28 protein-coding genes and 1 tRNA gene are annotated in these 25,596 nt (G+C 57.1%); 7 read left to right on the forward strand and 22 right to left on the reverse strand.

The window, feature by feature from the left end:
• The first annotated feature begins 93 nt into the window (after nucleotides 1–93).
• Nucleotides 94–864 (forward strand): DMT family transporter, encoded by a 771-nt coding sequence (locus VXJ35_RS06125; protein ID WP_197495987.1) that lies wholly within the window; start codon nucleotides 94–96, stop codon nucleotides 862–864.
• Here VXJ35_RS06125 and VXJ35_RS06130 read toward each other — a convergent pair.
• On the reverse strand, nucleotides 842–1,045 hold the full coding sequence (locus VXJ35_RS06130) for a hypothetical protein (RefSeq protein ID WP_064020889.1): 204 nt from the start codon (nucleotides 1,043–1,045) through the stop codon (nucleotides 842–844). The genes VXJ35_RS06125 and VXJ35_RS06130 overlap by 23 nt on opposite strands.
• 222 nt (nucleotides 1,046–1,267) lie before the next feature.
• Here VXJ35_RS06130 and VXJ35_RS06135 point away from each other — a divergent pair, with 222 nt between their 5' ends.
• Nucleotides 1,268–2,623, forward strand: coding sequence for a hypothetical protein (locus VXJ35_RS06135; protein ID WP_064020890.1), 1,356 nt, complete (start codon nucleotides 1,268–1,270; stop codon nucleotides 2,621–2,623).
• Between the two features lie 56 nt (nucleotides 2,624–2,679).
• Here VXJ35_RS06135 and VXJ35_RS06140 read toward each other — a convergent pair whose 3' ends face one another.
• Nucleotides 2,680–4,920, reverse strand: coding sequence for a caspase family protein (locus VXJ35_RS06140; protein ID WP_231914857.1), 2,241 nt, complete (start codon nucleotides 4,918–4,920; stop codon nucleotides 2,680–2,682).
• A gap of 84 nt (nucleotides 4,921–5,004) precedes the next feature.
• A complete protein-coding gene (locus VXJ35_RS06145) occupies nucleotides 5,005–5,823 on the reverse strand; it encodes an alpha/beta fold hydrolase (protein WP_064020892.1) in 819 nt (272 codons plus the stop codon).
• A 105-nt stretch (nucleotides 5,824–5,928) separates the two neighbouring features.
• Between VXJ35_RS06145 and VXJ35_RS06150 the strand changes: the two genes are divergently transcribed.
• The 3 genes from VXJ35_RS06150 (at nucleotide 5,929) to VXJ35_RS06160 (ending at nucleotide 13,120) form a co-directional block, all read left to right on the forward strand.
• Nucleotides 5,929–7,629 (forward strand): serine/threonine-protein kinase, encoded by a 1,701-nt coding sequence (locus VXJ35_RS06150; protein WP_064020893.1) that lies wholly within the window; start codon nucleotides 5,929–5,931, stop codon nucleotides 7,627–7,629.
• Between the two features lie 145 nt (nucleotides 7,630–7,774).
• Nucleotides 7,775–9,010, forward strand: coding sequence for an autotransporter outer membrane beta-barrel domain-containing protein (locus VXJ35_RS06155; protein WP_157770251.1), 1,236 nt, complete (start codon nucleotides 7,775–7,777; stop codon nucleotides 9,008–9,010).
• Between the two features lie 198 nt (nucleotides 9,011–9,208).
• Complete coding sequence (locus tag VXJ35_RS06160) at nucleotides 9,209–13,120, forward strand: DUF3683 domain-containing protein (RefSeq protein WP_064020894.1); 3,912 nt, start codon at nucleotides 9,209–9,211, stop codon at nucleotides 13,118–13,120.
• Nucleotides 13,121–13,288: 168 nt separating this feature from the next.
• Here the strand turns inward: VXJ35_RS06160 and VXJ35_RS06165 are convergent.
• Nucleotides 13,289–13,364, reverse strand: a tRNA-Gly gene (locus VXJ35_RS06165).
• 151 nt (nucleotides 13,365–13,515) lie between these two features.
• Between VXJ35_RS06165 and VXJ35_RS06170 the strand changes: the two genes are divergently transcribed.
• Nucleotides 13,516–13,653 (forward strand): hypothetical protein, encoded by a 138-nt coding sequence (locus VXJ35_RS06170; protein ID WP_157198103.1) that lies wholly within the window; start codon nucleotides 13,516–13,518, stop codon nucleotides 13,651–13,653.
• Nucleotides 13,654–13,985: 332 nt separating this feature from the next.
• Here VXJ35_RS06170 and VXJ35_RS06175 read toward each other — a convergent pair whose 3' ends face one another.
• The 16 genes from VXJ35_RS06175 to VXJ35_RS06250 all read right to left on the reverse strand — a co-directional run bounded on the left by VXJ35_RS06175 (nucleotide 13,986) and on the right by VXJ35_RS06250 (nucleotide 24,171).
• Entirely contained in the window at nucleotides 13,986–14,456 is a 471-nt protein-coding gene (locus VXJ35_RS06175) for a hypothetical protein (protein ID WP_064020896.1), read from the reverse strand.
• Between the two features lie 69 nt (nucleotides 14,457–14,525).
• Nucleotides 14,526–15,155, reverse strand: a complete 630-nt coding sequence (locus VXJ35_RS06180) for a hypothetical protein (protein ID WP_064020897.1) — start codon at nucleotides 15,153–15,155, stop codon at nucleotides 14,526–14,528.
• A gap of 83 nt (nucleotides 15,156–15,238) precedes the next feature.
• The gene (locus VXJ35_RS06185) at nucleotides 15,239–15,439 is read right to left on the reverse strand and encodes a hypothetical protein (RefSeq protein WP_157198104.1); all 201 of its coding nucleotides are present in this window, start codon (nucleotides 15,437–15,439) and stop codon (nucleotides 15,239–15,241) included.
• A 64-nt stretch (nucleotides 15,440–15,503) separates the two neighbouring features.
• Nucleotides 15,504–15,773 carry a hypothetical protein gene (locus VXJ35_RS06190; protein ID WP_064020898.1) on the reverse strand — a complete coding sequence of 90 codons (270 nt, stop codon included), beginning with the start codon at nucleotides 15,771–15,773 and terminating at the stop codon, nucleotides 15,504–15,506.
• A 78-nt stretch (nucleotides 15,774–15,851) separates the two neighbouring features.
• Nucleotides 15,852–16,214, reverse strand: a complete 363-nt coding sequence (locus VXJ35_RS06195) for a hypothetical protein (RefSeq protein WP_064020899.1) — start codon at nucleotides 16,212–16,214, stop codon at nucleotides 15,852–15,854.
• A gap of 80 nt (nucleotides 16,215–16,294) precedes the next feature.
• Nucleotides 16,295–16,873 carry a tail assembly protein gene (locus tag VXJ35_RS06200; protein WP_064020900.1) on the reverse strand — a complete coding sequence of 193 codons (579 nt, stop codon included), beginning with the start codon at nucleotides 16,871–16,873 and terminating at the stop codon, nucleotides 16,295–16,297.
• A gap of 23 nt (nucleotides 16,874–16,896) precedes the next feature.
• Nucleotides 16,897–17,202 carry a hypothetical protein gene (locus VXJ35_RS06205; RefSeq protein WP_064020901.1) on the reverse strand — a complete coding sequence of 102 codons (306 nt, stop codon included), beginning with the start codon at nucleotides 17,200–17,202 and terminating at the stop codon, nucleotides 16,897–16,899.
• Between the two features lie 69 nt (nucleotides 17,203–17,271).
• Nucleotides 17,272–17,628 (reverse strand): hypothetical protein, encoded by a 357-nt coding sequence (locus VXJ35_RS06210; RefSeq protein WP_157198105.1) that lies wholly within the window; start codon nucleotides 17,626–17,628, stop codon nucleotides 17,272–17,274.
• A complete protein-coding gene (locus VXJ35_RS06215; RefSeq protein ID WP_064020902.1) occupies nucleotides 17,628–19,091 on the reverse strand; it encodes a DUF5906 domain-containing protein in 1,464 nt (487 codons plus the stop codon). Before VXJ35_RS06215 ends, VXJ35_RS06210 begins: the two co-directional genes overlap by 1 nt.
• Nucleotides 19,091–19,957 (reverse strand): toprim domain-containing protein, encoded by an 867-nt coding sequence (locus VXJ35_RS06220; protein WP_064020903.1) that lies wholly within the window; start codon nucleotides 19,955–19,957, stop codon nucleotides 19,091–19,093. Before VXJ35_RS06220 ends, VXJ35_RS06215 begins: the two co-directional genes overlap by 1 nt.
• A 96-nt stretch (nucleotides 19,958–20,053) precedes the next feature.
• Nucleotides 20,054–20,404 (reverse strand): hypothetical protein, encoded by a 351-nt coding sequence (locus VXJ35_RS06225; protein ID WP_157198106.1) that lies wholly within the window; start codon nucleotides 20,402–20,404, stop codon nucleotides 20,054–20,056.
• Entirely contained in the window at nucleotides 20,401–20,787 is a 387-nt protein-coding gene (locus VXJ35_RS06230; RefSeq protein WP_064020905.1) for a hypothetical protein, read from the reverse strand. The genes VXJ35_RS06225 and VXJ35_RS06230 overlap by 4 nt, the downstream gene beginning before the upstream one ends.
• Nucleotides 20,784–21,089 carry a hypothetical protein gene (locus VXJ35_RS06235; protein ID WP_064020906.1) on the reverse strand — a complete coding sequence of 102 codons (306 nt, stop codon included), beginning with the start codon at nucleotides 21,087–21,089 and terminating at the stop codon, nucleotides 20,784–20,786. The genes VXJ35_RS06230 and VXJ35_RS06235 overlap by 4 nt, the downstream gene beginning before the upstream one ends.
• A complete protein-coding gene (locus VXJ35_RS06240; protein WP_082880819.1) occupies nucleotides 21,086–23,143 on the reverse strand; it encodes a tape measure protein in 2,058 nt (685 codons plus the stop codon). The genes VXJ35_RS06235 and VXJ35_RS06240 overlap by 4 nt, the downstream gene beginning before the upstream one ends.
• Before the next feature lie 58 nt (nucleotides 23,144–23,201).
• Nucleotides 23,202–23,408: an AlpA family transcriptional regulator gene (locus VXJ35_RS06245; RefSeq protein ID WP_231914858.1), complete on the reverse strand. Its 207-nt coding sequence runs from the start codon at nucleotides 23,406–23,408 to the stop codon at nucleotides 23,202–23,204.
• A 139-nt stretch (nucleotides 23,409–23,547) separates the two neighbouring features.
• Nucleotides 23,548–24,171, reverse strand: a complete 624-nt coding sequence (locus VXJ35_RS06250) for a hypothetical protein (protein ID WP_064020908.1) — start codon at nucleotides 24,169–24,171, stop codon at nucleotides 23,548–23,550.
• Between the two features lie 251 nt (nucleotides 24,172–24,422).
• Here VXJ35_RS06250 and VXJ35_RS06255 point away from each other — a divergent pair, with 251 nt between their 5' ends.
• Nucleotides 24,423–24,683: an ogr/Delta-like zinc finger family protein gene (locus VXJ35_RS06255; RefSeq protein ID WP_064020909.1), complete on the forward strand. Its 261-nt coding sequence runs from the start codon at nucleotides 24,423–24,425 to the stop codon at nucleotides 24,681–24,683.
• A gap of 51 nt (nucleotides 24,684–24,734) precedes the next feature.
• Here the strand turns inward: VXJ35_RS06255 and VXJ35_RS06260 are convergent, their stop codons facing one another.
• The gene (locus VXJ35_RS06260; protein WP_064020910.1) at nucleotides 24,735–25,139 is read right to left on the reverse strand and encodes a DUF2335 domain-containing protein; all 405 of its coding nucleotides are present in this window, start codon (nucleotides 25,137–25,139) and stop codon (nucleotides 24,735–24,737) included.
• On the reverse strand, nucleotides 25,102–25,314 hold the full coding sequence (locus VXJ35_RS06265) for a hypothetical protein (protein WP_064029382.1): 213 nt from the start codon (nucleotides 25,312–25,314) through the stop codon (nucleotides 25,102–25,104). Before VXJ35_RS06265 ends, VXJ35_RS06260 begins: the two co-directional genes overlap by 38 nt.
• Nucleotides 25,315–25,596: the final 282 nt, after the last annotated feature.

Genomic DNA, 25,596 nt, shown 5'->3' on the forward strand with positions numbered 1-25,596 from the left:
GCTTCTGTCCGGAATCTGGGGCGGGTCCTTTCTGTTGATGCGGATTGCAGCGCCGATTTTGGGGCTGGCCTATGTCGCGGAGGGGAGGGCCGGGTGTTGTCGGCGTCGTTATTTCTGTCCGTGCTGGCCTTGTTCAGGAAACGGCCGGGCGGTTTGTTGCGGAACTGGCGTTATTTGCTGACGATGGGATTTTTCAACGTCGCGTTGCCTTTCAGTTTGTTCGCCTATGCGGCGGCAACGCTGTCGACCTCGCAACTGTCGGTGTTGAACGCGACTGCGCCGATTTGGGCTTATGCGATCGGTTTGGCGCTCGGATTTGAGCGGCTCGATTTTAAAAGGCTGTGCGGCATGGTAACTGCGTTCTGCGGCGTCGTGCTGTTGTTTTGGGGGGTGCTGGCCGCGAGTCCGGACCAATTTTTGCTGCCGGTAATCGGTTCGCTGTCCGCCGCATTTTCGTACGGCATTGCGACGAATTATGCCAAGGCCAACGCCAGATTGGCACCGTTCGAGACCGCTCACGGCAGCCTGTGGGCGGCGTCGCTGCTTTTGTTGCCGATGTTGTTTCTGTGGCCGGTAAAGCAGGTGCCGACGGCAGAGTCGTTAATCGCCGTGGTTGGCTTGGGTATCGTCTGCACCGGCGTCGCCTTTCCGCTCTATTACCGGTTGATCCGCGATATCGGCGCTTCTTCGGCGTTGACCGTCACGTTTTTAAATCCGGTATTCGCGACCTTGTGGGGTGCGCTGTATCTAGCCGAAGCGGTCACGCCGCAGCAACTGCTTGGCATGGCCGTGATATTGGCCGGAACGGCGCTGGCGACCGGTTTTCGGGTTGGCGATCTTGTCAGGCGGCGTAAACCGGCTTAGCGGCAGCCGCGGCGGACTCCAGCCGGCATGGCCGCTCCGGCCTTTGCCGTGGGCGGTACCACTCTTTGAAATCCGCCGGCGGTTCGAGCAACGGCGCGCTGACGCAGAAGCGTAATGCGCCGTCGGTAGCCAGATAAGGTACGGTGCGGTTGCGGGAAATTGCGTTGGGTACGTGTTTCATGTCGGTTCCTGTTGGCGATCCTGCCGCTAGTCTGGCCGCCCAGCGCTTAACAGCGGCTTAATCCGGCGCTGCGGTTGCCCGATACCGCCGGCCGGCGGACGCCGATAATCCGTAATACAATCAAGCTGGTATACTGCACCGTTCCGATCCGGAGCGGTTCCAGGCCGCTCGGTGCCGGGCGCGGGTCTTCATTATAAAAACTACATTTAGCCGGGATTTTCTATGGACGCATATTTACCGATGATTCAAAGCATATTATTGGATTGGTACCAATTAACCGTTGCCAATCCGGAATATGCCGGAGCCGTGGCCATTGCGGTATGGTTGCTGACTTCGATTTTTTACAGTATCCGTATTTACTTTTTGAAAAAAGCCAACGCCGCTCTGGTGAAAATGCGTCTCGGCTTGCAGGCCGACCTGGAAGCTGCGCAGCAGCAAGTGCAAAGCAGCCAAGCCGAATTGGCCGCCAGCGTCCAGCAATTGGCCGAAGTGCAAACCGCCGCCGAAGCATCCGCGCAACGCGCCGCCGGTTTGGAAGAACAAGTCGTGGCCGGCAACCGGCAATTGATCGACAGCATCAAGGCTTTGGCCAACAAGTTCGAATTGACCGAGCCGAGCTTGCCTGCGGCTAGCTCGGCCGACAACGGCGAACTGTGGAACCGGTATGCGGCGATTAGCGAGCAGGCGGTCGAACGTTTCCAGGCCGAGCAAAAAGGCAAGACCGATCTGCAATTGTCGTTGTGGGCGGAAAGCGCGAAGCTGGCCGAAAAGGACGCCTTGTTGGAGCCGCTGCAACGTAAGGTGGAAGAACAAACCGCGCAGGTCGCTAAATTGGAACTGGCGCTGGAAGAGCAAAAAATTCTATTCGAACGCCAGCAAGCCAATGCCGAGAAAGCGCTGGCCGCAACCGTCAACCGCTACCAAACCGAATTCGCGGAGCAGGTCAAACCGGCGGACAACACGGCGGTCTCAATTGCTCCCGCGCCAGTACCCAGACCTGAACCGGTGGCCGAGCCAAAACCCAGCGTGATCGAAGCGGCCAGCGCTCCCGCGCCGGCAGTAGTAAAACCGGCAGCGGTCGAGCCTGCGGTTGCGCCGGCTCCGGTTTCCCCTGCCGCAGCCCCGGTCGAAACCGTCGCCACTAACGATATTGCCGCTACGGCCAAGCATTCGTCGGTGGATAAGGCCGTCGAGAAGAGCGGCGGCTTCGGTAAGTTCAAACAGCTACTGAACAACACGATGCAGCAAATGGCCAAACTGGACCAGAAGCTGGGTACCCAAACTACGGTGGAGGTGGCCGAAGCCGTCGAAGAAGCGGCCGCGCCGGTCGCGGAACCGGTTATCGAAGCCGCGCCGCCAGCGCCGGTTGCGGTTGCCGAACCGGTGGCAGAGCCTGCAGCGCCGGCAAAAGCCAGTAAATTGAAAAGCCTGTTCGGCAAAAGCAAACCGGCCGCGGAAGCGCAACCCGCTCCGGTCGCGGTTCCCGAGCCGGAGCCTGTGCCAACGCCGGAGCCGGCACCAATCCCGGCCGCGGCCAAGCAAGACAAGCTGAAAGATTTATTTTCGAAATGGAAATAAGCGTTTAAAACATCCGTTCCGGCCGGGCTTTAGTGGCCCGGCCCGCTTCGGCGGGATCAAACCTCCGGTACGAAAAAGAACGGGCTGCCTTCATGTCCGGCATGTTGTAACGGCGCATATTGCGGTTTTTGTTCGAAGCCGCCGCGCGCCGCCGACGCCTGCACCTGATTCGCCACGTCTCTGAAAATATCGTAATCCTCGATAATGCGTTTGTTGCTGCGCAACACCTTCAAAAACGCATTGGCAAACACCGAATGCTCGCCGCCGCCCTGGTCCATAACCGGTTTGACCCCGCCTGAGGTCAACACGGTGCGGGCCTTGCGGCTGTTCATCGCTTTCAGCCAACGCTCGCGTTTGGCGTCGTCCATGCCCTCGGGCAATTTGGCCACGGCGGACCCGGTCAAGGCGCCGGAATAACAGGAATCGGCCACCACCATGATGTGCTTGGCCGGCATGATGCTCAAAAATTCGGTGATGCTTTGGCTGGAAATCCAGTTGGCGCTGTTGCCGGTTTCGGAATCGACCGGCAGCCAATAGGCGGTTTGGCTGCGCTTGTCGATTTCGCCGTGGCCGGCGTAATAAATCAGTACATTGTCCTGCTCGGTCAATTTTTGGTTCAGCTCGTTCAGCGCCGACATGATCGCGTGGCGGTTGGCGTTCAGCAGCAGTTTGGTTTTAAAGCCGTAACGCTCGCGTAACAGTAGTTCCAGACTCTTGGCGTCGGCCATCGGCGTTTTCAGCGCCGGATAGGCGCCGTAGTCGTTGTTGCCGATGATGATGGCGTAAAACTTGCCGAACTGGATATCGCCGCTGCGTTTCAGATCGCCGCCGCTGCCGTTGCCGCTCGGAAACGGTTCGGCCGCAATCCCGCTGCTGGCCGCCAGCAGGCGCAGACTGAGGTCGCTGCGTTGGTTGCGCTTATCGGTCGCGCTGATACGGACCACCGTCTCGTCGCCCTGCAGGCTGACGTCGGTTTCGAAGCGGCCGTTGGCGTCGACTTTGACCGGTTTGTCGTTCAGCAACAAGCGGCTGAGGCCGGTGCTGGCGTCGATTTTGCCGATGATGCGTTTGCTGCTTTCGCCGACGGCGAATTGGATGCTGGGGATGCCGCGGGTGACGGTCACGGCCGGTTCGATCAACTCGATGTTCGGCCCGGCGCCGGACGCCAACAGCGTACTGCGCGATTGTTCCAGTTTTTCTTTCAGCGCGGCGATTTCCTTGGCTTGCTGTTGCAATGCTTGTTTACGGCTGTCGATCTGGCTACGGTCGAGTTTGTCGGGCGAAGTCAGCCAAGCGGTCAATTCGGCCGATTGTTTTTGGAAAGTCTCGATTTTTTCGTTCAGCCGGCTTTCCAGTTCGTTGGCCTTGCTGTCCACGGCTTTGGCGGCGGGCGCCTCTTGGCGGGCGCTTTCCAGCTCGCGCTTCATGCGTTGCCGCTCCTGACTCAAGGTTTGGGTCAACGTGCCGAGTTTGGCCTGTTGTTCTTTGAGTTGCGACTCTTTTTCGCGCAATTGTTTTTCCAGCATTTCGATGTCGCTGGAATTGCCCGGGGCGGTGGATTTTTGTTGCTGCAGCTTGTTGCGCAAGGCTTCCAATTCGCTTTGAGCCTTACGCAGGCTTTCCTGTTGGTCCAGAGTTTGTTGGCGGGTGTTTTGCAATTGCTCGCGCAGTTGCTCGGCTTCGCGGCGCGATTCGGCGACTTCGCCGCGCAGCGTCTCCAGTTCCTGGGCATTGACCGCCGGGGCGAATTGGATGCCGGCGTCTTCCAGGCCGGCCGATTTGCGGTACCAACGCAATGCGGCTTCCTTGTCTTGAGCGACGCCGAGGCCTTTTTCGTAGAGATGGCCCAGGTTCAATTGCGCCTGCGCATTGCCTTGCTGGGCGGCTTTTTCGTACCACTGCGCGGCGGCCTTGTAGTCGGCCTGCGTGCCCAGGCCTTTCTCGAAAATTTCGCCGACGGTCAATTGCGCCGAGGCGTCGCCTTCCTGGGCTTTCGGCAGCCAGATGTTCAAGGCGCTGGCGTAATTGGCGCGGTCGTAGGCGACATATTCGCCGCCGCGGACTTCGCAATCCGCCGCGGTGGTGCGAATCGGCCGGCGGGCGCTGAGATAGGTCATTTGCGAGCCGAGTTTGCGTACCTGGCCGGGCAGCAGGCAATCGACCACAAACAGTTTATTGGTATCGGCCACGATGTAGCCTTCGGTGGCCTTGGCCATTTCTTCCTGGCTGACGTCGCGGGCGCAAGCCGCCATGAGTATGCTGCCGATCGCCAGAGCGAGCGTACGATTTTGATACATCTTCTGAGCCATAACGAGCCGCCTTTTTGCTGTGAAGGGTTAGGCCGGCAACGATAGCAGAAAACCGCCGGGCCGCAATAGCGCTTATCTCACGCTGTGCAAGCGCTGCAATATTTCCGGCCAGATCGCCTGCCAGCCGCGGCTGTGGTCGGCATCGACCCGAATTACGCCGGCATGCGGGCGGGCGCTTAAAGCCGGTTCGAACAATGCCGGCGGCACGATCGGGTCGCGCTCGCCGAGCAAGTGCCACTCCGGCACCCGGCCCGGCGGCCGTAACGCCGGATTGAGCGAGCCTTGCAGCGGCTGGTAGCCGTGGTAAGCGGTCCAGCGGTCGATATCGTAGTTGCCGGCCAAGGTCACGACGGCAGCGGTTTGCGGCAACCTTTCCGCCAGCAGCAGGGCCAGCGTGCCGCCGCCGCTGTGGCCGATCAATACCAGTTCGCGGTAACCGTTCCGCTCGATAAAGCGTTGTAACGCCTGTGCCATGCTGGCGACGACGTTTTCGCCGTAGCGGCTGCCGGTCCACAGTTCCGGGGTGCAGCCGGGGTCTTCGGCGTGGCCGTTATAGCAAGGCCGGCCCAAATACAGGCTGGGTGCTGGATCGGCGGCCATCAACGGCAGAATCACCGAGTCCCGCGTGGTCGGCTCGGCGGCGGGAATCACGCCGCGCTCCCACGGCCGGCCGTCGCCTTCCAGGTAAACGTGTAGCCGTGCTCCGGCTTGGGCCGGCTGATTGAGGAATCCGCGCAGTGTAAAACCGCCGCCGCTGAGGTCCAGCCCGACGAAACCGAAGCCACTAGCTTGTCGATGCAATTTGGCGACCGGGGAAACGCAGCCCGGCAGCATTGACGCCAGCGTCAGCCATACCAGCAACGAATACCGATGGGCACGTGGTTTCAGCATATTTGCGCGCTGCCTTGGCTGGAATCGGTCGGTTGTCCGTAGCGGCGGCGACACAAAACCAGGTCTTCGGCTAAAATCCTTGGACAATTTGGTTTTGGATTGATCATGGCAGCATTTGATAGCGCATTAAACGCGTTCCGGCAATCGCAAATTTCATTCGAAGAGTTATTGGCGGCGGCCCGCGCCGCGGGCGGGCAATCGGCCGCGGAGGTGGCGGCAGCGTTGCAACATTTGGAGGCGGCATACCGCGGCGGCGGCTTGGCGGCCGAGCGTTATTTCGCGTTGCAGGCGGCCTTGCAGGACGAAACCCGTTTGGCGGTTGCGCCGGTTTCACCGCTGCCGGCGGCCGGCGACGACGAAACGTTACTGGCGCCGCGGCCCGCATCGACCGACGAGGCGACAGAGGTCGTGCCAGGGCCTTCGGCGGCCCCGATTGCAGCCGAGCCGACCTCGCTGCAAACCCAGGCGCCGACCATGACCACCGAATCCTTGTTACAAGGTCTGGACCCGAGCCAACCGCAAGCGGAGCTGACGGTGGGCTGTACCTTGAAAAACCGCTTCGTGCTGGAAGAGCTGCTTGGCGTCGGCGGTATGGGCATGGTGTTCAAGGCCACCGACTTGCGCAAAGTCGAGGCAGCGGATAAAGACCCGTTCGTGGCTTTGAAAGTGTTGAACCAGGATTTTCAGTTCAATCCGATGGCGCTGGTCGGGCTGCAACGCGAAACCAAGCGGGCGCAAACCCTTTCCCACCCCAATATCATCAAAGTTTACGACTTCGACCGGGACGGCGGCTACGTCTTCATGTCGATGGAATATCTGCAAGGCCGGCCGTTGAGCCATTTGATCCGCGACCACGCCGAAACCGGCCTGCCGTTCAAAAAAGCCTGGCCTATCATCCATGCCATGGCCGAAGCCCTGGGGCATGCGCATAGCAAAAATATCGTCCATTCCGATTTCAAACCCGGCAATGTTTTCGTCAGCGAGGACGGCGAAATCCGGGTGCTGGATTTCGGTATTGCCTGCGCCATTGGCCGCGGCGAGAAAGACGGCCACGACGCGACTGTGTTCAATGCCCGCGATTTGGGGGCGATGACGCCGGCCTACGCCAGTCTGGAGCAATTGCAGCACAGCGCGCCGGATCCGCGCGACGATATCTATGCATTGGCTTGTATCGCCTACGAGTTGTTATCCGGTAAGCATCCGTTCGGCCGCTTGTCCGCCGAAAAAGCCAGGGAACTGAATTTGCAGCCGAAGCCGATTCCGAAATTATCGCGCCGGCAGTGGAAGGGTCTGCAAAAAGGTCTGGCGTTCAAGCAGGAAAACCGCAGCGCCAGTATCGACGAATTTGTCGCGTCTATCGGCCCGCGTTCGTCGGTGTATTACGGCCTGTGGGCCAGCGCCTTGATTATCGTTTGTTCGATCGGCGTCAACGTCTATTGGACGTTGACCGAGAAGACGGCAGTGGCCGAACCGCCCAAGGTGGTGCCGAGCCTGACCGCGGAGCAACTGCAAAAGATCAAGGACCTGTTGGAACTGGCCGAGATTCATTTCGACGTGGGCTATTTGACTGCGCCGACCGGTAGCAACGCCTTTTGGGCTTACCAGGAGGTGTTGAAGATTGATCCGTACAATAAGGCGGCGATTGCCGGTTTGAACAAGATCGCCGATACCCTGGAACAACAAGCCTGGGAGTTTTATGAAAAGAGCGACCGTTCCGAAGCCCTGAAGAGAGTTCAGGAGGGCTTGGAGGTCAACCCGGCGCATAAAGGCCTGTTGAGTTTGCAGGAAAAACTTCGGTTCAATTGAATGGCGGCGGCCGGATTATGTTGATAGATTGAGTTGTGAATTTTGGTTATTTGTCTGATTTTGCTGGGTAATTGCTTGGTAGCAATTTTGCGGTAGCGCCGGCTACAGTGTTAAGATGTGTGTTATGAATTCATTGGAGAATATTATGCGTTATTCGATTTCGAAAGCGGAAGCTGCAGTTCCGCTTGGGCCGGCGGTAAAGCGGCATTTGCCGATTGCGGCCGGAATGGCTGTGTTGGCTTTGTCTTCGGTTCAAGCCAACGGGGCGCCCGCGCCGCTGAATAATCTGAATCCTAATCAACGATCGGTGGATGCGGCAATCGGTTCGTGTTCGTCGTATTACTCGGATTTGGAAAGCGATTCACCGGCGGTTTGCCAAGCCAGTTTTTCCGACATCCAGAGCCTGACGCCGGATCAAGTCCTGGGTCTGGGCAACTCGATTACGCGGTTGGACGGCGGCCGTAATCCGGTGCCTTACGACTATTACAGCAACAATCAAACCTCGAGATTAGGCGCTGGCAGCGGCGACGCCGATTTTCCGCCGTTGAATTTTTGGACCAAGGTCGATAGCGGCTTCGGTGCGTACGACAATACCGGGCTTAACGTGGCCGGTTTTAAGTATGACAACCATAATTTCATGGCCGGCGTCGATTACCGGATCAGTGACAGTTGGGTCAGCGGCGCAGTCTTCAACTACCGCCATAGTAACGCCGCGTTCAACGCCGGCCGCGGCGAAACGTTGGGCGATAGTTATACCGGTATGCTGTATACCTCTTACTTCGTGACCGAGGCTTTTCATTTAGACGCAACGGCTTCGTATGGCGGCCATGAATTCGAAACCACCCGTAATATCACGTTGGGCGGCGTATCGTCGGTGGCCAAAGCCAAGCCGAATGCCGACCAATATTCGTTCAGTTGGGGTGGCGGCTACGACTGGCACCATAAGGCGTTGAGCATTGCGCCTTATGCGCGGGGCGAATATACCGCTTTGAACATCGACGGCTATGCCGAATCCGGGAGTGTCGCCGCGGTTCGATTCGGTAAGCAGAATATCGAATCGCTGATTTCCACGGTGGGCGTGCAAACCGCTTACACCTTCAGTTTTCCGTGGGGCGTTTTAATTCCGCAATTACGCGGCGAGTGGCACCACCAATTTCTTGACGGTCGGCGCAGCGTGACCGGCAGTTTTATTGCGGACGGTAGCGGCTCCACCTTTAGTTTGGTCAACGACGCCCCGACTCGGGATTACTACACCTTCGGCGCCGAAGTATCCACGGTGTTGCCGGGCGGCGTCTCGGCCTTCCTGGCTTACGAGACATTGCAAAGTTATCGGCATGTGGAAAGTAACCGTTTGATGCTGGGCGGCCGTTTGGAATTTTAAAGTCGCCGCTACCGGGACGATCGGGCGCCATTGAACGGCGCACCGGTTGTCCGGTGGCACCGGTTAGGCCGCGTTATCCAGTGGCGGCGGCCGATAAACCCCAGATATTCCGCGGTTTGCGCGGCGATTTTTCGGTCGGCCCGGTTGGGTGCCGTGTTAAAATTCGGCCGATTCTGACTTTCCGTTCGCCGAAATCCTGTGGCTTCTCCATTATTTCCCGCTTCGCTTGATTCAACCCCCGCCCGCGTGCGGGAAATTCCCTACAACTACACCTCGTTCTCCGACCGCGAAATTGTGATTCGCCTGTTGGGCGAAGACATGTGGGCGATCCTGGATGTGTTGCGCGAGGAGCGGGTCACCGGGCGCTCAGCGCGGATGCTTTACGAAGTGTTGGGCGATATCTGGGCGGTGCGGCGCAATCCCTATCTGGAAGACGACCTGCTGGATAACGCTAAGCGTCGCCGAGCCCTGTTGCAAGCCTTGCGCCACCGTTTGCGGCAAATGGAAGCCAGGCACGCCGAAGCCGAAAACCAAAATGCCGACCGCGCCGAACGCGTCGCCAAATTAATCCTCGCCGCGCATCGGGCCGTGGACGAATTCGAAGCCCATTTCGAACGTACCGCCCAATTGCGGCGTAGCGTGATGACGCTGTTGTCGCAGTACACCCGCAAAGACAATATCAGCTTCGATGGCTTCGCCCGGGTCAGCCATGTCACCGACGCCACCGACTGGCGGGTGGAATATCCCTTCGTCGTGCTGTATCCCTGTTCGGAAGACGAAGTCGGCCATCTGGTACGCGGCTGTATCGAGCTGGGTTTGGCCATCATTCCGCGTGGCGGCGGTACCGGTTACACCGGCGGTGCGGTACCGCTGCATGCCTACTCGGCGGTGATCAACACTGAGAAACTGTTGGCGATGGGCCAGGTGGATCGTCAGACTTTGTTGCCCGGCGTCGATAAATCCTACGCCACGATCCACACCGGTGCCGGTGTCGTCACCCGGCGGGTGATGGATGCGGCCGAGCAGGCCGGTTTGGTATTCGCCTGCGATCCGACCTCGGCCGATGCCTCCTGCATCGGCGGCAATATCGCGATGAACGCCGGCGGCAAGAAAGCGGTGCTGTGGGGCACCGCGCTGGACAATCTAGCCTCCTGGCGCATGGTGACGCCGGACGGCAACTGGCTGGAAATCGAACGGTTGCAGCATAACCTGGGCAAGATCCACGAGCAGGAAACCGCTAAATTTGTGTTGAAGCGTTTCGACGCCAGCGGCAAGCAGTTGCTGGGCGAAGAAGATTTGGAAATTTCCGGCAGTTTTTTCCGCAAAACCGGGTTGGGCAAGGACGTCACCGACAAGTTTTTGGGCGGTTTGCCCGGCGTGCAGAAAGAAGGTTGCGACGGCATCATCACCTCGGCACGCTGGATTTTGCACGAAATGCCGCCGGTGACCCGCACCTTTTGTCTGGAATTTTTCGGCCAGGTGCGCGAAGCGGTGCCGGCGATCGTCGAGATTCGAGATTATTTGGAGAGCTTGCCGAAAGACGGTGCGCAACGGGTGATGTTGGCTGGCTTGGAGCATCTGGACGAACGCTACGTCAAGGCGGTCGGCTACGCCACCAAGGCCAAGCGCCACGGCCGGCCGAAGATGGTATTGATCGGCGACATTGTTGGCGACGACGAGAACCAGGTGGCGCTGGCCGCTTCGGAAGTGGTGCGTTTGTGCAATGTGCGCGGGGCTGAAGGTTTTATCGCCGTGTCGGCCGAGACCCGCAAAAAGTTCTGGCTGGACCGGGCCCGGACCGCGGCAATCGCCAAACACACCAACGCCTTCAAGATCAACGAAGACGTGGTGATTCCGTTACCGCGCATGGGCGATTATTGCGACGGCATCGAGCGCATCAATATCGAATTGTCGATTCGTAACAAGTTGCGCCTGTGCTCGGCTTTGGCGGAATTCTTCAGCGGCGAATTGCCGTTGCGCGCTTACGAGGACGGCGTCAATCGCCAAGAACTGCTCGGCGAGCGACAGAGTCAGGCGTTGGAGACCGTCGCGGCGGTGCAGGCGCGCTGGGCCTGGCTTTACGATAATCTGGATTTGCCGTTGGCGCAGGCCGAGCCGCAGTTCGCCAACTACGGCGTTCTGGCAGGCGAACTGACCAATCGCGCTACGCAACCAACCTTGTTTCATCGTTTGCAGGATTACTCGATACGAGTGTCCTGGAAGCTGGAGCTATTGCCGCGTTTGCAGGAAATCTTCGAAGGGGACAATTTCCGGCCCATTATCGAGCGTATCGAAGCGGTACATAAGGAAATCCTGCGCGGCCGGGTGTTCGTGGCCTTGCACATGCATGCCGGCGACGGCAATGTGCATACCAATCTGCCGGTCAATTCCGACCATTATGAAATGCTGCAGGAAGCCAATGCGGCGGTGGCGCGGATTATGGAATTGGCGCGGGCCTTGGGCGGGGCGATTTCCGGCGAGCACGGTATCGGCATCACCAAATACGAGTTCCTCAGCGAGGCCGAACTGGCCGATTTTCACGCCTATAAAAACCGGATCGATCCGGAAGGCCGTTTCAATCGCGGTAAATTGATGCCCGGCGCCGATTTGCGCTCGGCCTATACCACTTCGTTCAGCCTGATGGGCTACGAGTCGCTGATCATGCAACAAAGCGATATCGGCGCTATTTCGGAATCGGTGAAAGACTGCCTGCGCTGCGGCAAATGCAAACCCGTCTGCGCGACCCATGTGCCGCCGGCGAATTTGCTGTATTCGCCGCGCAACAAGATTCTGGCGACGTCGTTATTGATCGAGGCCTTCTTGTACGAGGAGCAAACCCGGCGCGGTATTTCGATTACCCACTGGAAAGAGTTCGAGGACGTCGCCGACCATTGCACGGTGTGCCATAAGTGTTTCAATCCGTGTCCGGTCGATATCGACTTCGGCGACGTATCGATGAATATGCGCAATTTACTGCGCAAAATGGGCAAACAGAGCTTCAACCCGGCCAAAACCATGGCGCTGGCCTTTTTGACCGCGTCCAAGCCGGGTAACGTCAAAGCCATGCGCAAGGCGATGATCGACTGGACCTACAAGGCGCAACGCATCGGCAATCGCTTTTTAAAGCATTGGGGCAGGGCGCAGATTGCGCAGCCGCCGGCGACGGTCGGTAAGCCGCCTGTGCGGGAGCAGGTGATTCATTTCATGAACCGGAAAATGCCTGGAGAATTGCCGAACAAGACTGCACGGGCGCTGTTGGATATCGAGGATAACCAAATCGTGCCGATTATCCGCAACCACCAGAAGACCAAAGCGGATTCGGAAGCGGTGTTTTATTTTCCGGGGTGCGGTTCCGAGCGCTTGTTTTCCCAAGTCGGTCTGGCGACGCAGGCGATGCTGTACGAGATCGGGGTGCAAACGGTATTGCCGCCGGGCTATTTGTGCTGCGGTTATCCGCAGCGGGCAGGCGGCCAATTCGACAAGGCGCAGAAAATAACCACCGATAACCGGGTATTGTTCCACCGGGTGGCGAACACCTTGAATTATCTGGATATCAAGACTGTTGTGGTCAGTTGCGGTACCTGCCAGGACCAATTACAGGATTACGAGTTCGACAAGATTTTCCCAGGCTGCCGCTTGATCGACATTCACGAATATTTGTTGGAAAAAGGTGTGAAATTGGATGGCGTGAATGGCGCGCGTTATCTGTACCACGATCCTTGCCACAGTCCATTCAAACAGCAGGACGGCGTTAAAGTGGTAAACCAATTGCTTGGCGCACCGGTTAGCAAGTCGGAGCGTTGCTGCGGCGAATCGGGGACTCTGGCGGTGGCGCGGCCGGATATTTCGACGCAGATCCGGTTTCGAAAAGCCGAGGAGCTACAAAAGGATGCCGCCAAATTGCGCGGTAACGGTTACGCCGGCCCGGTAAAAATGCTGACCTCGTGCCCGTCTTGCATGCAGGGTTTGCAACGTTTTCAGGACGAAGTGGAAACGCTGGAAGTCGATTACATCGTCGTCGAAATCGCCAAACACGTGCTGGGCGAAAACTGGATGCCGGAATATGTCGAGCAGGTGACCCAGGGCGGCGTCGAGCGGGTTTTGGTGTGACGGTGCTGTGTTGCGCTCGCTGCCGCGAGCGCAACCTAACATTGGATTCGGATCGGAGGCAGCTGTTTTATTGGCGCCGCTTTCTCCCGGTAGACCACCTGGTTTGAGCGGGAGAGGATTTCTATCGGGCATAAAAAAGCCGCGAATATCGCGGCTTTTTTATTAATTTGGAGCGGGAAACGAGACTCGAACTCGCGACCCCGACCTTGGCAAGGTCGTGCTCTACCAACTGAGCTATTCCCGCTGCGACCACTACCGCAAAAACCTCTGCAAGTAGCGTCTTTTCTGGCTTTTGCAGGTTTCGATTTTTTGGGTTACCCCAAAAGTTACCCCTGCTACCTCCGAAAGAGCGGCTATTTTCACATAAAACAGCCGCAAAAGGCAAGGGGCTCTGAATGCAAAAAAAACGCCAATTTCCGCCAATGACTTTGCAATTAAATCCAACATTTTCTGGGCTTTCAGCCCGTCTTGCTGCACGCATCGAAATTTCGCCAAAAAATGGAATCGAGAATTCACGTCTTATCTATCAATGAGTTACCGCAAGTCGGCCGGTTTTTAGGTCTGCCGTTTCGGCGTGTTCAATTGCAGAAAGTGACAATGATCGGCACTTTGTGAAGTTTGCAAATCGGGTAAAGATGGTCCGCTTTGGTATCTGAAAGCCGCGGTTTTCGTGGCGTTCCGGCAATTTATCCTGGTTCAAGCCCTGCAAAACGAAATTCATATGCAAATTTTTGTGCAAAAACCGCGCAGGTGAGGAGGAGTGAATTTGAGGCCGGGCGGCGGCGATTTCGACCGCTATACCGGTACCGGGACGCGATCGGCACGACCGACCACCTCCCCGTAGCTAGGAGGAGGTTTCCGGCCGCTACAGTTCGATTAGATCCAGGTCGCAGACCGGCGAGGTGTAATCGATCTCGCGCAGATTGCGCAAGCGGTTGAACATGGCGATCAAGCCATGGTGCGCCTGGTTGAATAAGCGCAATCCGGCGGTATCCGCCTGCCGGGTCTTCCCGTAACGGTAGGCCAAGAACTGATCGCGCGACAGCCGGCTGGCCACCGGGTTTTTCAACTCGGCGGCGATGGACAGCAGCTCGCGGCGCTGGCGCTTGCCGTCGACCAAGTGCGCACCGTGGCGGACGAACCATAGCTCGATCAGTTCCGACAGCAGGCGGCCGTCGCCCGACGATCCCGCGGCGGCGCGGTGCTTCTCCAAATAATTGCGCTCGAACACGATGGCGGCATCCTTCGACAGAAAGCCGCGCCGGCGAATACGGGGTATCCCTTTACGTTGGACTTGTACATGCCAAATCCCATTTTCGTCTTGATGAATGGCCATCCTTAATCCCTCCGGTGATAGGCTGACGACGAAAAGGCAAGCCGGCACAATCCCGGCTTGCCAATGCGATTAAGCCGCTTGCTCGATAGTCTCCTCGATCGCGATACGGGCACGCGACGGCTCGACCATAACCAGCCAGGCTTCGTTCTCGTCGGCGAACACGGCTTTGCATAATTCTTCGCCGATGATCCGATAGGCCAATTGGGCTTGTTCGGATTTCTCTTGGCCCGTATACGGATGCCTTTCCAAGTGTTGCGCGGCGACCGCCAAGGCGAATAGTTTCAAATGTGCCTCGCCGGTGGCGACACTCGCGGCCAGCGCCCGTTGTTTTACGCCTGCGGCGGCGTCGGTTAAATGCCGCCCCAACCTTCCGGCCAAAATCCGCGCATGGTCGACCAGCATTTGCAGCGCGTTGTTCTGCGCTTCAAACACTGCGCTTGCCGCTTCGCATTCCAGCTCCTTGTCGGCAATCGAGCGCTTCAGCGCGATATAGTCGGCGCTGGTCATATCGCCGTTGGCCAAGGCATTACTGGCCTGCGCCAGGCGTTGATTTAAGGCGGCCAGTTCCGTTTGCAAGTCGTGTTGGCGTTGTCTGAGCGTTGCCACTTCGCGGCGCTTGTTGGCTTCGTCGGCCTGGGCCGCTTGCAGCTCGGTTTTCTTGGCTAGAAAGTCTTGTTCGGCAGTCGATAAAGAGTTCATGTCGGGTTCTCCAATTCGGTAAATAAATCGCTGCACCGCATCAGCCGCACAGCAGGAATGAGGGTTAAGGATATTGGTCGCGGTTATCGGTTAAGGCGTTTGGTATGTCTTCCGACAAATCCTTCGCCTGCTTGAGTAGATAGGTTGGTTGAACCTTCGGATGGATGTCGGCGATTGTTCTGCGTTTCCTGCTCCAGGCGCTGACTGGCTTCGTTCTCGCCGTCTGTCTTCAGCTCGGTTTTCTTGGCCAGAAAGGCCTGTTCGGCAATCGATGAAGAATTCATGTCATGTACTCCAAATAAATGAATCAAGAGCTGCGCGGTAAGGGCCGCACAGCGGGATAAAGGGTTAAAGATATTGGGCGCGGTTGCCGGACAACGCATTTACAGCGTATTCCGTCAAATCCGCCGCCTGTTTGAACAGCTCGATCTGTTCGATCTCCGGATGGAGGTCGCCGAACATAAACAGCTCGCCTTTCACGTCGTCCAGTTCCTTAAGAATCGCGTCGGCCTCGTCGGGCGACATTTCCCGAGTGAAATTGATCTTTTTCATGGCGGCGGATAGCTTTTGGACTGTCTCGTTGAGGTATTGCTTTTGTGTGGTGCTTAAGTGGTTCATAGTGATTTCCTGGTATTGGTTTAAAAATGCCGGCGCTGTCGCGGCCGGCGTGGCCTCCTCAAGCCCCTGTTTCTGACGTTAAAACGACAGATATCCGTTCAACGCATCCGGAACGGCGTCTATGGTCTCGTCGACCGGCCTTGCGCCCAGTTCGGTACGCAGATCGGCATTCAGCGACCAGATCAGATAACCCTGATTGCGGCGACCGTCGCTGGTGCTCTTGGCGGCATAGCCCAGCGGGTCCGGATTCTTGGTGTAATAGCCCTCGAGGTTCAGCTCGTTGACGATCGACACCAGGTTGTCGGACACGAATTGCCGCAACGTGTTGGTGATCTTCGGCTGCGGGTAGACGATGACCCGAGCGCGGTTGAATTCCGCTTCCAAGCCCTGCGCGCGTAGCTGGGTCAGCGGTGAATTAACGGGTAATGCGGTTAAAGCCATGTTCGTTCTCCAAAATAATCGTTAAAAAACCGGTTACAGCCGGAACTGCTCCTCAAACCCAATTGGTAGTGCGGCCAAACTTAAACAGGCACATCCTCGACCCAGTAATCGGACGACAGGATGATGCAACCCACGTCCGGCACGTCGCCGACCAAGATCGGGTGCGGATGGCCGGCCGCGGTCAGATTGACGACGCCGTCGGCGATGAATGACGGCTTGTTGTCCGGCCGTTCCTGTTGTGGTGCTGTGGTATTGCGTTTCTTGCTGGTCAACATATTGGCCACCGCGGTAAACGCCATGGATATCGCGATATTAAGCAGGCCGGCGATCATCATTGCCGCCACTTCACCAACGGCAATACCGACACTCGCAAACGCCGCGACAACCATAGGCGCCATGATTTCTCCGCTGGCAACCGGCATGATCCAAAGCTCTTCATCAGCCCAAGGATCGTTGGCGTTTTGCGGATCAAGGCGGCGACAAAGTTCGGTGTTGTTTTTATCGATCAGGATCGCCGCGTAGTTTCCGGCATCGCATTCGGACAGAAAGCCGTCGCGTTGCACGTCGATCGCGCGTAGGGCTTCGGCCGGGGTTTTCACGTCAAGTCGCCACTCCGCTTTGTATTTCTGCAGCTCGCCGAACAATCGAATTGTTTTCATGAGATTCTCCGTAAATCGGTTTATCAAGCGCCTGGCGCCGGAATGCCGGCAAACCGTTGGCCGTTTAAGTGTTCCGGAATTGCGCCGGCTGGCGGTTCGCTGTTGCCAGCGTTGACTGGTACCGGTAGATCCCACAACAACACGTTGTTCACGCTCTTCATGTTGTCTTCGGCCGCCAGCGCTTGGGTAATCGCCGGCAAGTTGGCAGTAACGAACATAGCCAGCGCTTTTCTGACCTTGTGCCGCGGCCAAACCCGCACCTGGCCTTGGTGTAAATCGGCGTCGAAGCCTTGCCGGCGAAGTTCCGCCAAAGGGTTAAATGCAGTCATGTTTAAATCCTCGTCAGTGGTTGGTGTCCTCCTCAAGCCCTGGCCACTCCAACTGGATTACTTAGTCGATCAGTGCGTCACCTCCCCAGCGCCAGGTGCAGTCGCCAAACACGGGAAGGAACGGCGGAAAACGCCGACGTAATAAATAAAAAGAAAAAATGCGATTTTTGCCGTCCCAACTGTACCACCCCCCCTCAAGCCCACGGCTGGCGCGGCTTTCAGGTGGGGTACAGTTGCCAAAATAGGTGGTACAGCGATTAAATAACTGTTGCCGCTTTCCTTTTTTCCCGCTGATTTCGGGTTAGTTGGTATCGATATGGTATAGATAGATAAATAATTGCTATACCACTTAACATATTGAAATAATGCGTGTTTTTCTTGGTGGTACAGTTGGGACAGTAAAAGCGCCGGTTTGCAGAATTTCATTACTCCAGCTCCTCGACCGGGATATCCAGCAAAAAGGCAAACCGCTGTACCAATTCAGACCGTTCCGGCAGATCGTAATACTTGCCGCCGCCGCGATCGGAGCGGCCGTGTACCTGAATACCCAGCTTGGCCATCATCCGTCCGGTTAAATTGGCGGCTGCCGCCTTGGAGACTTTCTCGCCTTCCTCGGTGCTCCAGCTAACAAAGTCGTCGACCAGGTCGGTCGCCCGAATTCTGGGCCGGCCGCCGAACGGTTCCGCCTTGGCGATCTGGTGATAGAAAAACTGGTTCACGCCGCTCAGGTTGCACAGCTTTTCGGCGATCAGCGCCGCGGTTTGCGGGCAGCGGTACGGGTCGAAGTCGGCAATGTCGACGATCAACAGATAGTTCAGCAGCTTGGCCGGGCCGTCGTGGTTGATCCAATGCCACAGCCGGCGGAAGTAACCGGGATCTTGGGCAAAGCCGTCCGACGGCTCCAACACCAGATAGCGGCGTTCGCGGATGCCGGCGCTCAATACTCTGGCGTGGTTGCTGGCGAAGATCAGCCGGCAATAGTTCGGCAATGGCTCGATCTCCAAGCCTTTGCGTTCCAGGTTGACGGTGGTTTCGGAAATGATGCCTTTCAGGCGGTCGGCGACGTGCTTATCGGTCAAGTCCACCTCGTCGGCGAAGATCAACAGCCGATTGGCCACCAAGCCGTTGAAGCGGCCGGCAATGGCATAGGCGCCGTTGGTCTTGTTGCCATGAGAACCCAAGATCCGCAGCAAGGGTTCGGCCATGGTACCTTTGCCGGTGCCTTCCACCGACTTCAACACGATGGCCACGCTAGGCTTGACGTCCGGCTTTTGAAACAAGTGCGCCATCCAACCCACCAGATAGCGAAACGACGGCTCGTGGCCGGCGCAAATCACGTAGCGCAAATGGTCCAGATAGGGTTTAACGTCGCCGGCCATCGGCTTTACCTGCAAGCCGCGGTAAAAGTTAAGCGCGTCGGCCGGACATTTTTTCGGATCTGGGAAAAAGCCGGTCCCGCCGAGCTTGATGTTCTTACCCGGCCATTCCAGCCACGCCTGGCCCTGATTCTTGCGTTTGCCGCGGCCGTGGCCGTCGCTCATACCGATTAACGGCGCATGCATGAACTTTTTCTTGAATTCCGCCGGCGCCTCGAAAGTCAGCACGTTGCCTTGCACCTGGCAATAGCGTTGGCCGATCACCAGGTTTTTGCCGCCGACCAAGGTATGGCAATAGTCGAGGTTCATCCGTTTCAGAATGGCGATGTCGTCCGGGCTCAACTGGGTGCCGTCCGGCAGCGCGGTGAGTAGGTCCGCATCCTTATCGAACGGATCGACCGCCGCTGCCAAATTGGGCGCCGTTTTAGCGCTTTTCGTTGGCGGTTTCGGCAGTTCGCCCTGTTCGGCCAGGTTATCGAACAGGTCTTGCCTCAAATCGTCGGCGGCGTCCATCAGACCGAGCCTCCCGCCGCGATCACGTCGTTCCAGTCGGTGTCCGGTTGCGCGGGTATCAGGTATTTACCCTTAACCGCCAGCGCGGCCTTTTTCGCCGCTATCTGGCCGACGCCGCTGGCGTCGTTATCGCCGGCAATGACGATCTCGGCCGCCGGATACAAACGCCTGGCCACCAATGCCACAGGTTCCAGATTGCCGGCATCGGCCGCGACCAACACGGCCACGCCCAAGGCTTCGTGCAGACTGGCGCCGGTGGCCCAGCCTTCGCAGATCAACAAACGCTCGGCGTCGGCCGGTTCGCCGATCGGGGAAAAACAGCCTTTCTTGCGGCCGCCGGCCATAAAACGCTTTTGGCCGTTGCCCTCGATGAATTGCAGATTCACCAACTGGCGGGTGTCGTCGTAAAACGGCACGATCAGCGCGCCGCGGCCGGTACGGATGCCGTAAGGCTTGACCGATTTGCGCTTCAAGTAAGGGTGTTGTCGGGTCTCGAACACCGGTTTGGCGTTCTGCCAGATCAAACGCGCTTTGTCGGCGGTTTCCTGTTGGCGTTGCCAGCGCTCGCGTTGGCGGCGTTTACGCTCGGCTTCGATTTGCCGGCGCATTGCCAACGACAACGGCTTGGCGCCGGCGCTGCCGAAGCGCCAAGTCACTTTCAAGCCTTGCGGAAAATGCTCGTAATAGCCGGCCGAATGGCCGTCCACATGCAGGATATAGGCGCCGTTCTGGGTGCCGCTCCGGTCGCCTTCCACGTAGACGCGGTGCAATACGCCGTCGGCTATGATCGGTTCGTTGACGACCATGCCGGCCTTGGCCATGTCGGCCCGGAATTGGTCGATGATTGTTTGGACATCGTTTGTCATTGTTTGCTTCCTTGCCGGTGCGCGGCCGCGGGCGGTCTCCGGGCGGAGAACGGCCACGGCCGGCGCAAAACCGGCAGCAAAAAGTTGCCGGTCGGCTTATGCCGCGTCAGTTGGGTTGCCGCGCTCGTCGGCCGCTTGCACGAATGCCACCTGCTTTTGATAAAACAGGTCGCTCAGTTCGTCGCAAATGTCCTTCAAGCGCTCCACACTGGGGTCAATCAGATAGCACAGCTCCGACAGCGTAATGTTGTTGTGCTCGTTTTGGCCGTTCAGCAGGCCGGAAAGGCAACGCAATTTGCTCAACTCGGTCAGGAAATCTTCAACCTGGTCTTGCCAGTAACTGATTCGCTCGGTGGAGTCGGGTACCATGGCAACGGTGCCGGCCGGTTTGATGCTGGTCAATGGCGATGACGTAACAGCGGTTTTTTTGACGGATGACGCGCTCATGCTGCACCCTCTTGCGCCCAGCGCTCGAAACGGTCGTCGCCGCCGTCCAAATACTGGTGAACCTCCTTGGCGGTTGCTCGGGCGTCCAGGGTCAGTACGGCCATGCAGTCGTCGAACAGGGTTTTGTCCAAGCCTCGGAGGCGGACCAGGTTGAACGGGAAGCGGTAACCGTTGTACAAACCGAGCAGGAAACTGCGCACGGTGTTGGCTTGGCCGCTGTCGCGCTCGGCCACGTCGGCAAGGCGCAGCAATGCCGGAATGCCGGCCGCGGTGGCGGCTTGGCGCTCGGTGTCCAGTTCGGCCATCTGCCGGAAGAAGTCGTTAAGGGCTTCGGGTTGTTGGGTGGATTCTGGGCGGATTTTGCCCGTAGCTGGGGTGTTCATAGCGGTTGTTCCTTTACTGAAGGTTGATAACCGCCGCTCAAAGGTTCCAAGCTTTGGGCGGCGACGCGTAACAGGTTGGAACTACCGGGTAAAGGAGCCGGCCAGCCTTGCGGCTGCCCGCTACGCGCCACCAAAATACTTGGGCGCACTGCGGGCGCGACCATTTTCTTGAGGCAATAAAAAACGCCTTGATTCGGCGTCTTGACGCCTTTACTCAACGGGGTTCCAATCCCGACTTTCGTTTTTTGCGAAAGCGAGATCAGGATAGTCTTGTGCTGGGGATGTGTCAAATTGATGTTCATGGCAGCAGGCCTCCTTGGCGTTTGTTATTGGCTGCCCACCGGTTAATCCGCTTGTCGATGATAACTTCCAGTATCTTGCCGTCAGCGGTATCCGTTTCCTTGGTTTGCAATTCTGCGCCGCCATAATTGTGGATTATCACGGTCATAGCTTTGCCACCGCCGGCCATCGTCACCGGAATCGAGCGACCATCCGGCAGCGGCAGCGGGCCGGCGGATGTCATGATGCCGCCGTCGGCAAAGCCGAATAAACTGGTCAACGCGGAAAAGCCGGCCTGGAGCAAACCGTTGCCGGCGGCTTTGTCGGTGCCGAAGCCCTTGCCCAATAGCGTGTCCATCAATTGTGCCGATGCGGCATCGGCGGCCATGCGGGCCAGGGTTTTTGCGAAATTGGCGCCCAACTCGTCAAAACCTTCGCCGGCGCTCATGATGAAATCGGCAAACGAGGTCTGGATGTTGCGCGAGGCCTGGATCGCGAATTGCGACATCTCGTCGCTGCCGGCGTTGACGTTATTGACCAGGTCGTTGTAATCCTGGCCCAACTTGTCGAATTCGGCCTTGGCCCGGTCGGCGTCGATCAGGCCCAGGGCTTTAGCCTGGTCCACATCGGCAATACCTTGGGTCAGGCTGGAATAGCCGGGGTTGAAGCGATCGAACAGGCGGTTGTAGGTTTCCGATTGCGCCGCGCGCTGCTTGCCGGCCAGTGCCAGGCCTTGTTCGACCACATCGTCGTATTCCTTGTAGGCCTGGACGTTGGCCAGCACCGCGTCTTTCTCGGCGGCTAGGTTCAGCAAAATCAGCGCGCGCGCTTCGTCCAGCTTGGCCAGCGAGCCGAATTGCACTTCGAATTCCATTTGCGCCGCAGCGCTGTTCTCGCCGCGCAGGGCGATTTCCTTGCGCAGGCTGCGTTCTGTGGACTCATAGGCAGATTGCAGGGATTTGGCGGCGGATTCTTTATCTTTCGCGCTCTTGTCGGATGATTTCTTATTTGCAGCGAGATCCAATGCCTCCAATTCGTCAAGCCATGACTGTGTTTCTTTCACCGCATCCCTTGACCTATTTTTTATATCTGTTAGCCGATCGAGTTCATCTTGCGCCGATTTTTTTCGGCGCAAAGCGTCAAGCTTGTTCTGTTCACGGCCTATGTCATATCCGCTATAGTCGGCAATCATTCGGCCGACGGCACCCATTTGGTTGAATTGGTTTATTCTGGCCTCGGCGTGGGCAATCTGATCGTCCAAACTGCTGCTCAAATTCCGTTTTAGGATATTTAAACTATTGGTCTCCGATTGAATGATACTTTTGATAAGTCCCTCGGACTTATCGTTTAACAGCGTGTCTTCAAATTGGTGCCACGCATCCGACAAGTTGCTTATCTTGCCGTTTAGGGTATCCATGGCCCGAGCATTACTGCCAGTGGCCGCATTGCCCATTTCCGCAATCAATCCCCTGATGGTGTCGCGAGTCAAATCGCCACTCTTGGCCATGTCTTGGATCGCATCGGTAGATACCCCCAGAGACCTAGAGAGCAGGTCGTAGACCGGTACGCCGCGCTCGGCGAGCTGCATCATTTCTTCAGCCTGCAGTTTACCCTTGGCCCAGGCTTGCCCAAACGCAGTTACGATGCCGCTCAAGGTTTCCTGGCTTGCGCCCAGCTTTGAAGATTGGTCGGTAATGGCTTGCATTACCTCGGCGGTGGGCTGTATGCCGTAATTTTTCAGGCTGACAAAAGCCTTCGTCAGCCCATCGATTTCAAACGGCGTGTCTGTGGCAAACTTGGTCAGGAAATCAAACGCGCTAGCTCCGTCTTTGGCGCTGCCGGTGACGCTGTCCAGCTGCACGCGTAGCGATTCCATACTGCGATTCGTATCCAGAATGTCTTTCGATATTGCAGCAAACCCTGCCGCTGATACGCCAACGCCTAAGCCTGCCAGCATATCTTGGATTCTGGGCCCGGCAGATTCCAATCCGCGCAGAGCCTTTTCTACCCTGCCAACACTTTGTTCGGCTTGGCTACCGTCGCCAGATATCCTGATTTTTAAGTTTAGTTCGTTCATGCGGCACGCTCCTTGCCTTCGGTCGGCGCGGCTTCCGTTTTACCGCCGATCTTGTCGATCAGGCCGCGAATATCTTCAACCCGCCAAGAGCGGTAGTGCGTTCCGAGATTTTGACCGGCTGCGGATAAATGCCTTCTTTCACCCGGTTTAAAAACGTGGTCCGGCCGACCGGAATCAAGGCCGGGGTTTTCTTCTTCTTGTCGCCGACAATATCCCAGATCCGCAGGAATCCGGTTTCGGGTAGTTTATGGATTGCGGTTGCCATGTCGTTGCATTCCAATGAGGCTCGTTGAACATGGCTGCATGATGGCTGGGGGAAATCGAAAAAAATAGCGAAAGGGTTTCGCTATTAAGGGTGCTGTAGTGGCTGAAACCCGCGCCCGGCCTGCGCTGGATAGGTGTCGCTATTTACCCGATCTACGGCCTGGCGGAGCCCATGCCGGGCGAATAATAGTGGCGCCCATATCGGCCAAGCGCTTCGAAAATCCCCTTGCTTTCAACCAGTCCGCGACTTGATCGTTATATGGCCAGGTGGTGTCGTCATCCCGATCGGCTTTCGCCCAGAAATTTTCGCTGGCCATAATCAACGTTCTCAAGTCTTCCGATCGGTTTGCATGCATAGCGGCCGACTCCCTTAGCACTTCCACTTGTTCGATGGGTTTTTCCGGTTCGATCGGTGATAACGAGTTTTTAACCTCAACGAAAACATTTCTCTTGTGTATCTGGGAAAAAATCGTGCGGTATTGTTTGATTTCGAAAAAGACATGCTCTAGGTCAATCTTGTCTATTTTCCCTTCATCGATCAGTTTCGAAATGGTGCTACCTTCAGTTAACAACGGTTGCATGATATGAACATGGCCAAAATTATTTGAAAGTCTGTATTCCTTTTCGTCTTCATCGCTTATCAGAAATTTGCCGGTAACTTCGCCTTCGCTGACGATATAGTTGTAGTAGTTCCTCGAATAATGGACTTCCGGAAAAATAACGTACCAAGAATTACCCCAACCGGTAAACTCTACCTCGAGCATAGAAACACTCCGTCAAAGTGAAGCCGTCAGAATGGAAAACCGGAAACGAGCTGACGAAACCCGCTTTTCGCCCCGTCGGGCTATCCGGTTGATTCGATTATAACCAGGGTGGGTTTATGGCCGCCAGCACCCAACGCGGCGAAACGAAGGTAACGACTTCATGGCCACAGCGACGGTTGGTTTAAGCTCATATCGCTTGCCGCGCGCCGGCGCCGCATAATGCCGGCATCGTTCCAGGAATCCAGGCCGCCATGACTGTTTATTGCCCACATTGCCAATCAAAAGCCCGCATCACGTCCCGCAATAATCTGAACGACGAAAAAACCGTCGCCGATTTGTATTGCCAGTGTCTCAATAGCAAGGAATGCGGCGCGACGTTCGTCACCACTTTGGGCTTTAAGCACTACATCAACCCGCCGGCCACTTCTACGGTCCAGCTAGCCGCCAACCTCTTGAATACACTCAGCAAGGCCGAACGCACGGCGCTGTTGCAAGGCATGCCGCCCGGCTGATTGCCAAACGGGCTTCCATTTCATTGTATTGATTTTCTGCGCGTCGTTGTCTTATCGATCGCTTCGGCTGTTGATGATGGCTTTGACAATGCCCAGGATCGGAACGCCGACCAAGGCGATGGATACCGAAGGATGTGCGCCAAAATAGGCGGTGATCGAGGCTGCAGCCACTGCGGAAAGGGCAATGATAAATCCCAGCCATTGGCCGCGCCGGTTGTCCTGGCGTATGGCTTCGAATTTAGCGAGTTCGTACTTGATGGCTTCGGCTTCCCTGGCCAGGCGCGCGGCTTGCTCGGTTTCGGCCATTTTAAGGATGCGTTCGGCGCCGTTTTCTATGGTGGCGTCGAATTGTTGGAGCGCGGCGGGCGGCGGTAGTGGGCCGCTCCAGCCAACTGATACTTGGGTATCGGTACGTGGGCTATGAGTGGCGGGCTTTTTCTTGCGCGGATTTTTCACGTTGGATTGCCGTTTTGAAGTCACCGCCAATTTTCAACCAATCGCCACGCATATTATCGAGGTCGGGTTTTTTTGCGGCTCTGCCCGGGGAAAGCTCCGGATAACGAGAATCGGAATAGAGCAAACTGGTAGCGCTCAGGCCGCTAAGCAATCCCTTAAAGGTGTGTTTGTTCATAATTTGCCGTTTATCCGGTAACGTTCATTAGAGTTCAACGCAATTCATTCTATAACAGAACGACCGACATTCCCAATCAGGCTGCGCCGCCTATGCGACCAATCAAGAAGCGCGATGGTGGCCACAATCTTAAAGCAACCGCCAATTCTTCAGTTTATCCGCGGTATCGGTCGATGCCCTGTCTATCGATCCTGTTAGTGCTGGGTTTAGTGCTGGCTTTGTGCTGGGTTAGAAGCTCTGCAAGCCTTGGTAGTGCTGACTGTGCTGGGTATGCTGGTTTAT

The organism is Methylomonas sp. DH-1, from assembly GCF_046097555.1.
GTDB lineage: Bacteria > Pseudomonadota > Gammaproteobacteria > Methylococcales > Methylomonadaceae > Methylomonas > Methylomonas koyamae.